The sequence below is a fragment of the Aquirufa novilacunae genome, assembly GCF_045310505.1.
Classification (GTDB): Bacteria; Bacteroidota; Bacteroidia; order Cytophagales; family Spirosomataceae; genus Aquirufa; species Aquirufa novilacunae.
Window position 1 is genome coordinate 302,064 of record NZ_JBEWZG010000003.1, and the last position, 14,075, is coordinate 316,138.

The following is a 14,075-nucleotide window of genomic DNA, read 5'->3' on the forward strand; positions in this document are numbered from 1 at the left end:
TATGAGCCAAAAAATAAGTGCAGCCATCACCGGAGTCGCAGGATATGTACCGGATTATGTGCTGACAAATCAAGAATTAGAAAAAATCATTGACACAAACGACGAGTGGATCACCACCCGCACCGGCATCAAGGAGAGACGTATTTTGAAAGGTGAAGGCCTAGGAACGTCATTCATGGGAGCTAAAGCGGTGGAGGATCTTTTGAAAAAAACCAATACAAAACCGGAGGAAGTAGATATGTTAATCTGCGCGACGGTGACTCCCGATTACTTTTTCCCATCCGCTTCGAACTTAATCTGCAAGACAGTAGGCATCCGTGAAACGGCTTCCTTTGACTTAGCAGCAGCATGTTCTGGTTTCTTAAACGCTTTAGGTGCAGGTACTGCCTTCATCGAATCAGGTCGTTACAAGAAAATCGTGGTGGTGGGAGCTGATAAAATGTCTTCGATTGTGGACTATACGGATCGTACAACGTGCATTCTTTTTGGGGATGGCGCTGCGGCGGTGATGTTAGAGCCTAATTTCGAAGGTCTAGGTGTGCAAGACTTTATCTTGAAATCGGATGGCGAAGGATGTGAGTCCTTAATGCAAAAAGGGGGCGGTAGCGCTTACCCTCCTACCGTGGAATCGGTGGAAGCAAAATGGCATTACATTCGCCAAGAAGGTCAATCGGTATTTAAATTTGCGGTGACACGTATGGCGGATGTTTCGGCAGAAATCATGGAGCGCAATCACTTGACGGGGGATGACATTACCTACTTAGTGCCTCACCAAGCGAACAAGCGTATCATTGATGCGACAGCAAACCGCATGGGTGTGAGTGATGACAAAGTAATGTTGAACATCCAAAAATATGGAAATACGACGGCGGCGACGATTCCGCTTTGTCTTTGGGATTACGAAAACAAACTAAAAAAAGGAGATAACTTGATCTTAGCGGCCTTCGGTGGAGGTTTCACGTGGGGATCAGCTTACGTTAAATGGGCATACGACCCAAAATAATAAGAAATGGCAACTACAGCAGACATTAAAAACGGTATGGTGATTAAATACAATGACGATTTATATTCGATCATTGAATTCCTTCACGTAAAACCAGGAAAAGGACCGGCTTTCGTTCGGACTAAATTGCGTTCTTTAACTTCGGGTAAAGTAATCGATAATACCTTCAACTCAGGCGTAAACATTTATCCTGTTCGTGTGGAGCGTAGAAAATACCAGTTCATTTATAAAGATGAGTTTGGCTATAACTTCATGGACCAAGAATCATTCGAGCAAATCCTATTAGGCGATAACCTATGTGTGATGGCTGATTTGATGAAAGAAGGACAAGAAGTAGAGATTTTGATCAATACAGAAAATGATTCTGCTTTATCTTGCGAATTGCCACCATTCGTTGAATTGAAGGTAACGTATACGGAACCAGGTGTTCGTGGGGATACGGCTAACTCACCTAAGAAACCAGCGACGGTAGAAACGGGTGCAACGATTACAGTACCTATTTTCATCGAACAAGATGAAGTAATTAAAGTAGATACAAGAACCTATTCATACGCTGAGCGTGTAAAATAATTAGCTACCTTTGTAGCGCTTAATTAACAAAAAGAATGGATACTAAAGAAATTCAACGATTACTCGATTATATCGCGAAATCTCCACTAGCAGAGGTTAGCATCGAAACAGAAGGCTTAAAAGTTTCTGTTAAGAAACACGGGGAAGCAGCTCCAGTAGTAAGTGTGGTTTCTGCAGCACCAGCGGCGGCTCCAGTAGCAGCAGCTCCGGCAGCAGCGGCGCCAGCAGCACCAGCAGCGGCTCCGGCACCAGCAGCAGACAACTTATATACGGTTAAATCACCGATGATCGGTACGTTCTACCGTGCTCCAGGTCCAGACAAGGATAACTTCGTAGAGGTTGGAACGGAAATCGCACCAGGCAAAACAGTTTGCGTGATCGAAGCGATGAAATTATTTAACGAAATCGATTCAGAAATCTCTGGAAAGATCGTTAAAATCTTAGTTGATAATGCTAGTCCAGTAGAATTTGATCAACCGTTATTCTTGGTTGAAAAAGCGTAATCTATGTTTAAAAAGATATTAATAGCGAATCGCGGGGAAATTGCCTTGCGTATTATTCGGACTTGTAAAGAGATGGGCATCAAAACGGTGGCCGTTTTCTCTACTGCCGATCGCGATAGTTTACATGTTCGCTTTGCGGATGAGGCCGTTTGTATCGGACCTCCGCCCAGCAGACAATCTTATTTAAGTATTCCGGCGATCATTTCGGCAGCAGAAGTAACTGGTGCGGATGCGATTCACCCAGGATACGGTTTCCTTTCTGAGAATGCAGAATTCTCGCGTATTTGTTCTGAACACGGGATTAAATTCATTGGGGCTTCGGCGGATATGATTAATTCGATGGGGGACAAAGCGACAGCGAAAGAGACGATGAAGCGTGCAGGTGTACCCGTTATTCCTGGTTCAGACGGCTTAATCGATACCGTAGAGGAAGCAAAAGAATTAGCGAAAGCCATTAAATACCCAGTGATCATCAAAGCTACGGCTGGAGGTGGTGGACGTGGGATGCGTATCATCCGTGAGGAGTCAGAATTCGACAAATTATGGGAGGATGCGAAGATGGAATCAGCGGCGGCTTTTGGCAACGATGCGATGTACATGGAGAAATTCGTAGAAGAGCCTCGTCACATTGAGATCCAAATCGTGGGCGATAAGTTTGGCAAAGCTTGTCACTTATCAGAACGCGATTGCTCGATCCAACGTCGTCACCAAAAACTATGTGAAGAAACTCCTTCCCCTGCCCTTTCGGAAGAATTGCGTAAGAAAATGGGTGAAGCGGCGATCGCAGGTGCTACAGCCATCGGTTACGAAGGCGCGGGTACAATCGAGTTTTTAGTAGATAAAAACGGGGATTTCTACTTTATGGAGATGAATACCCGTATCCAAGTAGAGCACCCGATCACGGAAGAAGTAACTGATTTTGACCTCATTAAGGAGCAAATCAAAGTGGCAGCAGGGATTCCTATCTCAGGCCAAAACTACTTCCCTAAATTATTCGCTTTAGAATGCCGTATTAACGCGGAAGATCCTGCGAACGGTTTCCGTCCATCTCCAGGTAAGATCACAAATCTTCACCTTCCAGGCGGCCACGGGGTTCGTATTGACTCTCACGTCTATTCTGGCTACACGATTCCACCGAATTACGATTCGATGATTGCGAAAGTAATCGTTTCAGGCCAAAGCCGCGAAGAGGTTTTACTTCGCATGAAGCGTGCCTTACAAGAGTTCGTGATCGAAGGTATCAAAACAACGATTCCATTCCACATTAAGTTAATGGATGATCCTACCTTTAAGTCGGGTCAATTCACAACGGCTTTCATGGAAAGTTTCGATTTGAGTGACTTATAATTTTCCTGTTTTAGGGATAGAAAAAGGAGGCCAGCTGGTCTCCTTTTTTTGTTCTAAAACATTTTCAATTAAGCACTTGCATATCAAATCAAGATTTTATAAATTTGCACTCCCATTTTTCGATTGAATGCCCGTTTGAAAGATAAAATAGGTCATAATCAATTCCTTTAGACAAATTCCGTGGTCTAGGTGGAAACGATTCAAACAGTTAAATTATAAACAAGTGGATACTTTAAGTTACAAAACCATCTCCGCAAACAAAGCTACTGTACAGAAAGCTTGGTTTGTTGTAGATGCTGAAAATCAAGTTTTGGGACGTGTTTGTTCTGAAATTGCGAAAATTATTCGTGGAAAGCACAAGCCTTCTTACACTCCACACGTTGATTGTGGCGATCAAGTTATCGTTATCAACGCGGACAAAATTCGCTTAACTGGTAAGAAAATGACAGACAAGGTGTATATCCGTCACACGGGTTACCCAGGTGGTCAACGTTTCGCAACTCCACGTGAGGTTTTAATTAAGAACCCAAGAGGTGTTGTAGAATCAGCGGTGAAAGGTATGTTACCTAAAAATCGTTTAGGTCGTGAATTATTCAACAACCTATTCGTTTATGCAGGATCTGAACATCCACACGCAGCTCAACAACCAAAAGAAATTAAGTTTTAACGGACACTAAGAAAATGGCAGAAATAACAAGTAAAATCGGTAGAAGAAAGACGGCAGTAGCTCGTATTTCTATGACACCAGGTAAAGGCCAGATTAAAATCAACGGCCGTGTATTAGCTGATTACTTCCCATCTGAAATTCTTCAGATTGTTGTTAATCAACCTTTCGCTTTAACGAACACAGTAGGTTCATTTGATGTAACAGCTAACGTAGATGGCGGTGGTATCAAAGGACAAGCTGAAGCGCTTCGTATGGCGATTTCACGTGCACTTCAAACGCAAGATGCAGAATTACGTTCTCCTTTGAAAAAAGAAGGCTTCTTAACTCGTGACCCACGTATGGTGGAGCGTAAGAAACCAGGACGTGCGAAAGCTCGTAAGAGATTCCAGTTCTCGAAGCGTTAAGATTTGTTCGTGGAAAAGGCTTGTCTGTTGCCGATGCCTTTTCCACATTTTTATTATTCACACATTTAAACAACCAAAATGGCACAATTAAGCTACAACGACTTGCTTGACGCAGGCGTTCACTTCGGTCACTTGACTCGTAAGTGGGATCCTAAAATGGCTCCATACATCTTTATGGAGAAAAATGGTATCCACATCATTGATCTAAATAAAACTATCTCTTCTTTAGAAGAAGCTTCAGCAGCTCTTCGCGCGATTGTACGTTCAGGCCGTAAGGTAATGTTCGTTGCAACAAAAAAGCAAGCACAAGAAATTGTGACTACAGAAGCAGATAAATTAAAAATGCCGTACGTAACTGACCGTTGGTTAGGTGGTATGTTGACAAACTTCGCGACTGTACGTAAGTCTATCAAGAAGATGTCTAGCATTGATAAAATGTTAAAAGACGAAGTTATCGTTAAGACAATCGCTAAGCGTGAGCGTTTAATGTTAACTCGTGAAGAAGAAAAATTAAAGCGTGTGTTAGGTGGTATCACTGACTTAACTCGTCTTCCTGCGGCTTTATTCGTAGTAGACGTTAAGCGTGAGCACATCGCGGTTTCTGAGGCTAAGAAATTAGGTATCCCAGTTTTCGCTATGTGTGATACAAACTCTAACCCAGACTTAGTTGACTACCCAATCCCAGCGAATGATGATGCTTATAAGTCTATCTCTATCATCATCACCGCTATTTCTAAAGCGATCGAAGAAGGTTTAGCTGAAAGAAAGCAAGATAAGGATGATGCTCGTGAGGCGGAAGAAGTGGAAGCTAAAAAAGCAGCAGACGACGATTCACAAGAGGCAGCTAAGGTAGCAGCTAAATACGAAAAAGAAGCAGAACAAGAATAAATATTCATAACATGTCAATTACAGCAGCAGACGTTAATAAGTTACGCCAAATGACTGGCGCGGGAATGATGGATTGCAAGAAAGCTTTGACTGAAGCCAATGGTGACTTCGAAGCAGCAGTAGATATCCTTCGTAAAGCAGGTCAAAAAGTGGCAGCAAAACGCGCGGATAATGAAACAAATGAAGGTGTTGTTTTAGTAGCACTTAATGCGGATCACTCAAACGGTAAATTAATTGCTTTAGCTTGTGAAACTGAACCAGTTTCTAAAGTAGCTGACTTCAATAACTTAGCAAAATCAATCATTGACAAAGCAGCAGCGTCTCACGCTCCTTCAGCGCATGATTTATTAGCTGAGCCATTAGCAGATGGACGTTCAGTAGAAGGTCACATTATCGAGCTTACTGGTAAAATTGGAGAGAAAATCACCTTAGCAGCTTACGAAAACGTATCAGCTGAAAAAGTGGTTTCTTACATTCACTCTAACAACAAAATCGGTGTTCTAGTAGCATTCGATAACGTTCAAGGAGCTGATGTATCTGAAGTAGGTAAAGATATCGCGATGCAAATCACAGCTATGAAGCCTGTCGCTTTAGACAAGGATGGCGTAGATGCTGAGACAATCGAAAGAGAAATCGAAATCGGAAAAGATCAAGCACGTCAAGAAGGTAAGCCTGAGGCGATGTTAGAGAAAATTGCGGTAGGTAAATTAGAGAAGTTCTACAAAGAATCTACTTTATTGAACCAACAATTCGTAAAAGACTCATCGATCACGATTCGTCAATTATTAGAGCAAACGCAAAAAGGCTTAACGATTTCATCGTTCAAGCGTATTGCTTTGGTTTAATTCAACTCGAATTTAGTAGAAAGACCCACCCGAAACGGTGGGTCTTTTTTTTGTCGTTAAAATTCTAGCCAGATGCTCATTTTGAGTTGATAGAATGCGGGACATTTTCTAACTTGTAGTTGAATTCAATTTCCGAAAATTTCAACGCGCGAATGGCATTAATCAGCATCTTAGGTGGAGGAGAAAGTGGCGTAGGAGCCGCCTTATTAGCTAAATCAAAGGGATTTGAGGTGTTTTTGTCAGATGCAGGAATACTGAAGCCGACCTATCAAGAAACGCTACGCGAAAATCAGATTGAATTCGAGACTGGAGGTCATGCCATGGACCGCATTTTAGGCTCACAAGAAATCATCATCAGCCCTGGAATTCCAGAGAAAACCGATATCGTTAAGGCCATCAAGGCAAAAGGTATTTCGCTTGTTTCTGAAATTGAATTTGCCGCGCGCTATACAAAAGCGAAATTAGTGGCCATCACCGGATCGAATGGAAAAACGACCACTACCCTGTTAACCTACCATTTCTTGAAATCAGCTGGATTAAAGGTAGGCTTAGCCGGAAATATAGGCCAAAGTTTTGCGAAGCAGGTGATGGAAGACCAGCACGATATCTACGTTTTGGAGATTTCCAGCTTCCAGCTAGACCGCTGCTTTGAATTCAAGCCAGATGTGGCTGTTTTATTGAATATCACACCCGATCATTTAGATCGCTACGAATATAAATTTGAGAATTACATCGCTTCGAAGTTTAGAATCTTCCAAAACGCGGACGCTCATACGCCTTGCATTTTTTGGACAGATGATGAAGTCATTACAGCTAATCTCAACCAAATACCTTCTTCCGCTGCCATGAAACGAGTTAGTTTCAATGGGCCAGCTGATGCCTACATTACATCAGATAAGATTCAGTTTGATGGGACTGAGCTACTTTTAGCGGATGCGCCATTAAAAGGACCGCATAATGCCATCAACATGTCTGTGGCTATGTTAGCGGCACATGAGGCTGGTGTTTCTTATGCCCAAATTTTAGCGTCTCTTCCCTTTTTTGAAAATGCTCCGCACCGATTAGAGTCCTGTGGCAAATGGAATGGAGTGGAGTTTATCAATGATTCCAAGGCAACGAATGTAGATGCCGTATTTTATGCTCTTAATAGCTATCAGCAACCCTTGATTTTAATCATGGGGGGTGTGGATAAAGGCAATGAATACGAAGTCTTAGACTCATTAGTGAAAGAAAAGGTGAAAGGATTAATTTGCCTAGGCACGGATAACGAAAAATTGAAGCATCATTTCGGATCCATCGTTCCTCAGCTTTTTGCCACTGATTCGTTAGAGGATGCGGTGATTAAGGCAAAAGAATGGGCCACAAATGGAGATGTGGTTTTACTTTCCCCTGCCTGTGCAAGTTTTGATTTATTTAAGAACTACGAGGATCGAGGAGATCAATTTAAAAACACCGTTAAACGCTTAATCCATGGATAGTAAAATCAGAGCCTTTTTTCAAGAGCACCTGAAAGGGGATTATAAGATTTGGTTGATCGTGTTTATTTTGAACGCGTTTGGTTTATTGATTCAGTTCTCCGCGAAAGCGAAGTTGACAATGGATGGCCCTTTCGAGCCACTTTCGAGTTTCATTAAGACCTTAGTAATCCTAGGAATCTCCTTTTATTTGATGTCCTATTTCTCGAAATCGAATTATAGCCGAGTGGCGAAGTTTAGTGATTTAGCGCTGTTTTTGTCTTGGGGATTAGTGATGGTGGCCTATGTTTTTGGGGCAACTAAAGGGGGTGCGAATCGCTGGGTGAATCTAGGACCTATCTCATTTATGCCCTCTGATATGGTGAAATTATGCCTTATTACGAGCCTAGCAAAGGATTTTTCCTCAAAACAGGCGGATCCTGAAGCGTATACTTGGGTTTCCTTTTTCAGAATTTTGTTTAAAATAGGCATCTCCTGTTTCTTGATCATGCTCTCGAACTTTTCGACGAGTATTCTGATTTTCTTGACGAGTATCATTCTGATGTTTTTTGGGCGAGTTCCAGCGAGTAAAATCTATCTTATTATTATTGTAGTCGCCCTATTAGGGGTGAGTGTTGTAGGTTTAGGAATTGGTCAAAGAGCCCAAACCGTAAAAACCCGTATCGAAAACTACATCCAGCGTATTGGCAAGAATGAAACGAAAGTAAACAAAGCGAAGAACGAGGATTACCAAATCACCCGAAGTCTGTATGCCATTGCCACTGGAGCGATTCACCCGAAAGGTCCCGGAAAAAGTCAACAACGCTACATTCTTTCTCAAGCAGAATCCGATTTCGTTTACGCCATTATTATCGAAGAATATGGCATCGTAGGTGGACTAGCCATTCCGTTGCTGTTCCTGATCTTTATGTACCGAGGGGCGAAGGCCATTCAGTATAGTAACAAGCCTTTTGGGGGATTACTATCTGCCGGCTTAACTTTCTCGATTGTCTTCCAGGCCTTCATTAACATGCTCGTAGCAGTCGATGCGGGTCCGGTAACGGGACAACCGATGCCGATGATATCTGCCGGAGGTACTTCCCTGATTTTTACCGCCATTAGTATAGGTCTGATTTTAGCCGTGAGTAAAGATAAAGATCCTGAACCTGCACAACCTTCTGTAGCCTAATGTCGATTAAACGTGTCATTATTTCTGGAGGAGGAACAGGTGGTCACATTTACCCTGCTATTTCTATTGCGAATGCCATGAAGGAAATCGATCCCAGCCTTGAATTTTTATTTGTAGGTGCAGAGGGAAAGATGGAGATGGAAAAAGTACCGAAAGCCGGTTTCAAAATCATTGGCTTACCCATCGTGGGAATCCAAAGAACTCAAGTTTGGAAGAATATTTTCTTCCCTTTCAAGCTGGCTAAAAGTCTATTTTTATCTGCCAAAATCTTGAAAGATTTTAAACCCGATGTGGCCGTGGGAGTGGGAGGATATGCTTCAGGGCCACTTCTGTTAGCTGCTCGTTTTTTAGGTATCCCCTATTTTATACAAGAACAAAATTCTTTTGCCGGAATTACCAATAAAGCCCTAGCTAGTAAGGCGGAGCACATTTTCGTGGCCTACCCTGGTATGGAGAGATTCTTTCCTGCACAGAAAATTACCTTAAGTGGGAATCCGGTACGAAAGGATTTACTAGAATCGGTTGGAAAAAGAGAACAGGCTGCGGCTCACTTTCACTTAGATCCAGCCGTTAAAACGATTTTAATTATTGGTGGAAGCCAAGGGGCCAGAACCATCAATCAGGGAATATTGGCCGGATTAGATCGTTTACGGGAGGCAGGTGTTCAGGTGATTTGGCAGACCGGTATTGCCTTCGAATCGACGGCAAAAAAGGCAGCTGAAGGGATTTCAAGCGCTTATGTTTCCGCTTTCATCTACGAAATGGACTTAGCCTACGCGATGGCAGATCTAGTTATCTCCCGAGCTGGCGCCTCTTCCGTTTCGGAAATATGCCTATTAGGCAAAGCCAGTATTTTAGTGCCTTTACCTAGCGCGGCAGAGGATCACCAAACTGAAAATGCGAAGAGCCTCGTTTCCCAAAACGCCGCCATCCTCGTTCGCGATACAGAAGTGAAAGAACAACTGATTTCGGAGGCCCTGAAAGCCATACAATCGGATGTAAGTACCCTAGAAAAAAACAGTCTTCGTTTAGCCAAGCCAAACGCAGCACACGAAATAGCCCAATCCATTCTACACGCATGAAAAAAGAGTTAAGCCTTAGTGATTTAAAACAAGTCTATTTCTTAGGAATTGGGGGAATCGGAATGTCTGCCATCGCTCGTTGGTTTCTGCATAACGGGTTTCCCGTGGCCGGATACGACAAGACAGAGAGCCCGCTAACAAAAAAATTAGCCGAAGAAGGAATGGAGATTCACTATGAAGATTCCATTGATTTAATCCCGAAAGCCTGCCTAGAAGACGTTGAACACAGCTTATTTATTTACACACCTGCCATTCCGAAGGATCATGTAGAAATGAATCACCTGGTAGGCAAAGGCATTCGACTATACAAACGATCTGAAATCCTAGGTTGGATTACCCAACAAATTCCTACCCTAGCCGTGGCAGGAACGCATGGAAAAACAACAACCTCGTCTCTATTAACCCATTTATTGATTAGTGCGGGTAAAAACGTGACGGCCTTCCTAGGCGGCATCACGGTGAATTATGGCACGAATTTTATCCCAAATCAGTCGAAAGAAAATATCGTCTGCGTGGTCGAGGCCGATGAATACGATCGTTCCTTCTTAACACTTCACCCGCAAGCTGCGGTAGTCACTTCCACAGACGCAGACCACTTGGACATTTATGGGGATGGAGATTCGGTGTTAGAAAGTTTTCAATTATTCGTCAACCAAATCAAAGCAGATGGATTCTTTATCCAGAAAAAGGGCTTAACCCTGCATTCTGAAATAGGCGATGCTACTTTTGGTATTGACAAAGGAGATTTCCAAGCGCACAACATCCGCATTGAAGACCACCGAATGATTTTTGATATGAAATACCTAGGTGGTGAGGTGAAGGATATCCCGATGCGTATTCCAGGCTTTCACAACATTGAAAATGCCTTAGCTGCGGCTGCCTTAGCGATGCAGGTGGGGGTGACAGGGGAAGAAATCAAGGTGGGTATCTCTACTTTCCTAGGAGTAAAACGTCGCTTTGAATACCATGTAGAATCAGACGATCATGTCATGATCGATGATTATGCACACCATCCGACGGAAATCGCCGCTTGCTTAAACTCAGTGAGAGCGCTCTATCCGGGCGAGAAAATTACCGCCGTTTTTCAACCGCATTTATTTTCTAGAACCAGAGATTTTATCGATGACTTCGCAAAAAGCTTAGCGATTGCGGACGAATTATATTTATTGGATATTTATCCGGCTCGCGAACTTCCGATGGAGGGAGTTACTTCCGATTGGTTATTGAGCAAAATCGATCTGGAGAACAAGCAGGTGATCTCAAAAGCAGACCTGCTTAACGTAATTGAGGAGAAAAAACCAGCCTTATTAGTGACGATGGGGGCTGGAGATATCGATCTTCTTTTGAATGATTTAAAATTGAGCTTATCTTAGTGTAATTTTTTAAAATGAAGGCAAACACGACGTTAATTAAGCAAGTAATCGGGATGGTGATTCTATTCGCCCTCGTCCTTGCTGCGGTCATTTTTGCCGAGATTAGCTTTAATGAGGTGGTATGCAAAGGGGTGGAAATCACCTTAGACTCTGAGAACGAGAAGGCCCTTTTAAGCAAGAAGGACATCAAATTGATGGTTTCTGAGCAGGGAACAGATTATTTCCTAGACAAACCCATCACCCAGATTTCACTTCGTCAAATTGAGGAGCGTATTAAGCGCATTCCATTGGTAAAATCTTGTGAGGCTCACCATGATTTCAGCGGTGTTATCTCGGTTTCAGTAAAGGAATACAAGCCTATTGCGCGTATTGTACGATCGACGATCGGCACGTCCCCTTTTCCAGATCAATACATTTCAGAGGATGGCAAATTCATCGGAACGAGTCCATTGTTCACTCCTCGGATTATCGTAACGGGAGGACCTTATTTCGATGGCAAAAGAGATTTGCAGGATAAAAGAGGGAAGACCTTGATTCCGTTCTTTCAGTTTATTGAAAATAATGAGTTTTGGAAAGCCCAAATCTCCCAAATCATCGTCGCGAAAGACGGAGGAATCGTGTTAATTCCGACGATAGGGACGACCCGGATTGACTTTGGCCTACCAATCAATATTGAAAACAAATTCAAGAAATTATTCATATTCTATCAAAAAGTAATACCGAATAAAGGCTGGAATAAATACAGCTGGGTGCAGCTGAAATATAAGAATCAGCTTATTTGCGAATAATAGCCAAATGTTTTAATTTAATAACCGTTCTACAAACAACATATAATGCGTAACGACTTAATTATCGGTTTAGATATTGGTAGCTCACATGTGAGAGCGATTGCAGGCAAGCAGAATGACCGAGGCAGATTAGAAATTTTAGCGACAGGTTCGTCCGTTAATACGAATAACGTTTTAAACGGAGAGATTGTCAATATTAACAAGACGACGGCAGCGATTTCAGAGGCAATGAATCAAATTTCCCACGTGTTAGACGGGAAAAATTCAGAGCACTTTTTCGCCTCTAACCTATCTGGTTCGCATATTAAAGTGCAACCGTTTAGCCTTTCTAAAATACGCAAGAACGAAAGAGAACCCGTTTCAAACAACGAGGTGATGAGCCTTTTTGAAGAAGCAAAACGTACGTTTGCAGACAAAAACCCTTGCGTTTTACATACTTTACCGATCGGTTTTAAAGTGGGAAATTTACCTGACACCTTAGATCCTATCGGTCAAATAGGCCAAAAGATTCAAGCCGATTTCGTTTTCATTTCAGCGAATCCAAGCAAGAATGAGTTATTAACCCAATGTTTGAAATCTGCGGAGACGAAACACTTAAAGAAAGGAAATGTCTATTTCAGTTCTTTAGCGACCGCTAGCTCTGTTTTGAATAAAGAAGAGAAGCAGGAAGGTGTGGTTCTTGTCGACCTAGGAAGTGGAACGACAGAAATCAGTATCTTCCAAAACGACCGTTTAAAGCATGCTACCGTATTAAATTGGGGTGGTGATTTAGTAACGGAAGATATTCAATCTGGATTAGAGATTTCGCGTGACCATGCCGAGACATTGAAGGTACGTTTTGGATCAGCGATTCAAAAAGATATCCCAGTTAGTGAGGTGGTTATGATTCCGGGGATCGCAGGCCGCAAGGCTACTCCAGTTTCTGTAAAGAATTTAGCGATCATCATTGAAGAGCGTTTGAAGGAATTAGCCGCAATTATCGTGGCGGAGATTTCGAAGCAGACAGACATCAAACAATTGAAAGCGGGTCTTGTCCTAACGGGTGGTGGAGCTCAATTGCCGTATATTGATGAGTTATTCCAAAAATACACCGGCCTTGATGCACGCATCGGTGATCCGAATGCCACTTCGGCAAATCCAGCCATCGCAACTGAAATTAAAGACCCTTCTTTTGCAACGGTTATTGGATTAGTTCAGGTGTATTACGATCAGCAAGAAACAGCAGAGGCGGAAGAATCTACGATGGCTGCGGCACCAGTAAAAGAAATGGCGAAAGAAACCGGTTATACCGATTCAAAACCTTCGAAACCAGCTCCTCGCATTGGCGATTTATTCCGCAAAATGGTGGATGTGGTAATGGGTGATGATGATGGCGGAGATGCCTCGTATTAGAACAACTTAGATTCAATCAACTGAATCAAAATGTGGATCACTTTGATGTGGATTTCTTGAATGCGATCTGCGTAACCAAAGTGGTCCACTCTTATTTCATGGCAACCATAGCCTGCTAATTGACCGCCATCTTTACCTGTTAAAAGAATAACTTCCATTCCTTTTAACTGCGCAGCTTTCACTGCCTCGATGATATTCGCTGAATTCCCAGAGGTAGAAATACCCACTAGCACGTCGCCTTTGTTTCCTAAGCCCTCGATGAAACGAGAAAAGATGTAATTATACCCAAAGTCATTACTCACACAGGAGATGTGTGAGGGATCTGAAATCGCCATTGCCGCTAAAGCTGGACGATTCTCGCGGTAACGACCTGACAATTCCTCCGCAAAGTGCATGGCATCACAATGACTGCCCCCGTTCCCACAAGACAAAATCTTGTTTCCCTTTTTCAAGGCTTCCACTAATACGTCAGCCGCCTTTTCAATAGCTTCTATCTTCGCAGGATTGCCTAAAAAGTCAGCTAATACTTGCTGTGATTCTTGAAGGGATTGGGTAATGAGCTTATTCATA

Annotated in this window: 15 protein-coding genes; 14 read left to right on the forward strand and 1 reads right to left on the reverse strand. The window is 42.7% G+C overall.

Annotated features, from left to right (window positions below):
• Position 1 precedes the first annotated feature (1 nt).
• The 14 genes from V7S74_RS09510 to ftsA all read left to right on the forward strand — a co-directional run bounded on the left by V7S74_RS09510 (position 2) and on the right by ftsA (position 13,505).
• Positions 2-1,003 (forward strand): beta-ketoacyl-ACP synthase III, encoded by a 1,002-nt coding sequence (locus V7S74_RS09510; protein ID WP_406778525.1) that lies wholly within the window; start codon positions 2-4, stop codon positions 1,001-1,003.
• Positions 1,004-1,009: 6 nt separating this feature from the next.
• Complete coding sequence (gene efp, locus V7S74_RS09515; RefSeq protein ID WP_406778526.1) at positions 1,010-1,573, forward strand: elongation factor P; 564 nt, start codon at positions 1,010-1,012, stop codon at positions 1,571-1,573.
• Positions 1,574-1,608: 35 nt separating this feature from the next.
• The gene (accB, locus tag V7S74_RS09520; protein ID WP_406778527.1) at positions 1,609-2,076 is read left to right on the forward strand and encodes an acetyl-CoA carboxylase biotin carboxyl carrier protein; all 468 of its coding nucleotides are present in this window, start codon (positions 1,609-1,611) and stop codon (positions 2,074-2,076) included.
• Between the two features lie 3 nt (positions 2,077-2,079).
• Positions 2,080-3,423, forward strand: coding sequence for an acetyl-CoA carboxylase biotin carboxylase subunit (gene accC / locus V7S74_RS09525; RefSeq protein ID WP_406778528.1), 1,344 nt, complete (start codon positions 2,080-2,082; stop codon positions 3,421-3,423).
• Positions 3,424-3,646: 223 nt separating this feature from the next.
• Positions 3,647-4,090 carry a 50S ribosomal protein L13 gene (gene rplM / locus V7S74_RS09530; protein ID WP_406778529.1) on the forward strand — a complete coding sequence of 148 codons (444 nt, stop codon included), beginning with the start codon at positions 3,647-3,649 and terminating at the stop codon, positions 4,088-4,090.
• A 14-nt stretch (positions 4,091-4,104) separates the two neighbouring features.
• On the forward strand, positions 4,105-4,494 hold the full coding sequence (gene rpsI / locus V7S74_RS09535; protein WP_130895016.1) for a 30S ribosomal protein S9: 390 nt from the start codon (positions 4,105-4,107) through the stop codon (positions 4,492-4,494).
• Between the two features lie 78 nt (positions 4,495-4,572).
• Positions 4,573-5,382, forward strand: a complete 810-nt coding sequence (gene rpsB, locus V7S74_RS09540) for a 30S ribosomal protein S2 (RefSeq protein ID WP_406778530.1) — start codon at positions 4,573-4,575, stop codon at positions 5,380-5,382.
• Positions 5,383-5,393: 11 nt separating this feature from the next.
• Entirely contained in the window at positions 5,394-6,227 is an 834-nt protein-coding gene (tsf, locus tag V7S74_RS09545) for a translation elongation factor Ts (RefSeq protein ID WP_406778531.1), read from the forward strand.
• Between the two features lie 152 nt (positions 6,228-6,379).
• Positions 6,380-7,705, forward strand: coding sequence for a UDP-N-acetylmuramoyl-L-alanine--D-glutamate ligase (gene murD / locus V7S74_RS09550; protein ID WP_406778532.1), 1,326 nt, complete (start codon positions 6,380-6,382; stop codon positions 7,703-7,705).
• On the forward strand, positions 7,698-8,870 hold the full coding sequence (locus V7S74_RS09555) for an FtsW/RodA/SpoVE family cell cycle protein (protein ID WP_406778533.1): 1,173 nt from the start codon (positions 7,698-7,700) through the stop codon (positions 8,868-8,870). The genes murD and V7S74_RS09555 overlap by 8 nt, the downstream gene beginning before the upstream one ends.
• The gene (murG, locus tag V7S74_RS09560; RefSeq protein ID WP_406778534.1) at positions 8,870-9,952 is read left to right on the forward strand and encodes an undecaprenyldiphospho-muramoylpentapeptide beta-N-acetylglucosaminyltransferase; all 1,083 of its coding nucleotides are present in this window, start codon (positions 8,870-8,872) and stop codon (positions 9,950-9,952) included. Before V7S74_RS09555 ends, murG begins: the two co-directional genes overlap by 1 nt.
• Positions 9,949-11,325 carry a UDP-N-acetylmuramate--L-alanine ligase gene (gene murC / locus V7S74_RS09565; protein WP_406778535.1) on the forward strand — a complete coding sequence of 459 codons (1,377 nt, stop codon included), beginning with the start codon at positions 9,949-9,951 and terminating at the stop codon, positions 11,323-11,325. Before murG ends, murC begins: the two co-directional genes overlap by 4 nt.
• Positions 11,326-11,339: 14 nt before the next feature.
• Positions 11,340-12,113, forward strand: coding sequence for a cell division protein FtsQ/DivIB (locus tag V7S74_RS09570; protein WP_406778536.1), 774 nt, complete (start codon positions 11,340-11,342; stop codon positions 12,111-12,113).
• A 45-nt stretch (positions 12,114-12,158) separates the two neighbouring features.
• Positions 12,159-13,505 (forward strand): cell division protein FtsA, encoded by a 1,347-nt coding sequence (gene ftsA, locus V7S74_RS09575; RefSeq protein ID WP_406778537.1) that lies wholly within the window; start codon positions 12,159-12,161, stop codon positions 13,503-13,505.
• On the opposite strand, the gene lpcA is transcribed toward ftsA, so the two are convergent.
• A complete protein-coding gene (gene lpcA, locus V7S74_RS09580; protein WP_406778538.1) occupies positions 13,502-14,074 on the reverse strand; it encodes a D-sedoheptulose 7-phosphate isomerase in 573 nt (190 codons plus the stop codon). The two genes, ftsA and lpcA, sit on opposite strands and share 4 nt — an antisense overlap.
• Position 14,075: the final 1 nt, after the last annotated feature.

Excerpts from the sequence above, each read along its gene's own strand:
- murG (WP_406778534.1), top strand. The coding sequence starts at position 8,870 with ATGTCGATTAAACGTGTCATTATTTCTGGAGGAGGAACAGGTGGTCAC.
- efp (WP_406778526.1), top strand. The coding sequence starts at position 1,010 with ATGGCAACTACAGCAGACATTAAAAACGGTATGGTGATTAAATACAAT.
- murC (WP_406778535.1), top strand. The coding sequence starts at position 9,949 with ATGAAAAAAGAGTTAAGCCTTAGTGATTTAAAACAAGTCTATTTCTTA.
- V7S74_RS09510 (WP_406778525.1), top strand. The coding sequence starts at position 2 with ATGAGCCAAAAAATAAGTGCAGCCATCACCGGAGTCGCAGGATATGTA.
- accB (WP_406778527.1), top strand. The coding sequence starts at position 1,609 with ATGGATACTAAAGAAATTCAACGATTACTCGATTATATCGCGAAATCT.
- murD (WP_406778532.1), top strand. The coding sequence starts at position 6,380 with ATGGCATTAATCAGCATCTTAGGTGGAGGAGAAAGTGGCGTAGGAGCC.
- V7S74_RS09570 (WP_406778536.1), top strand. The coding sequence starts at position 11,340 with ATGAAGGCAAACACGACGTTAATTAAGCAAGTAATCGGGATGGTGATT.
- lpcA (WP_406778538.1), bottom strand. The coding sequence starts at position 14,074 with ATGAATAAGCTCATTACCCAATCCCTTCAAGAATCACAGCAAGTATTA.
- ftsA (WP_406778537.1), top strand. The coding sequence starts at position 12,159 with ATGCGTAACGACTTAATTATCGGTTTAGATATTGGTAGCTCACATGTG.
- rpsB (WP_406778530.1), top strand. The coding sequence starts at position 4,573 with ATGGCACAATTAAGCTACAACGACTTGCTTGACGCAGGCGTTCACTTC.
- accC (WP_406778528.1), top strand. The coding sequence starts at position 2,080 with ATGTTTAAAAAGATATTAATAGCGAATCGCGGGGAAATTGCCTTGCGT.
- rpsI (WP_130895016.1), top strand. The coding sequence starts at position 4,105 with ATGGCAGAAATAACAAGTAAAATCGGTAGAAGAAAGACGGCAGTAGCT.
- tsf (WP_406778531.1), top strand. The coding sequence starts at position 5,394 with ATGTCAATTACAGCAGCAGACGTTAATAAGTTACGCCAAATGACTGGC.
- V7S74_RS09555 (WP_406778533.1), top strand. The coding sequence starts at position 7,698 with ATGGATAGTAAAATCAGAGCCTTTTTTCAAGAGCACCTGAAAGGGGAT.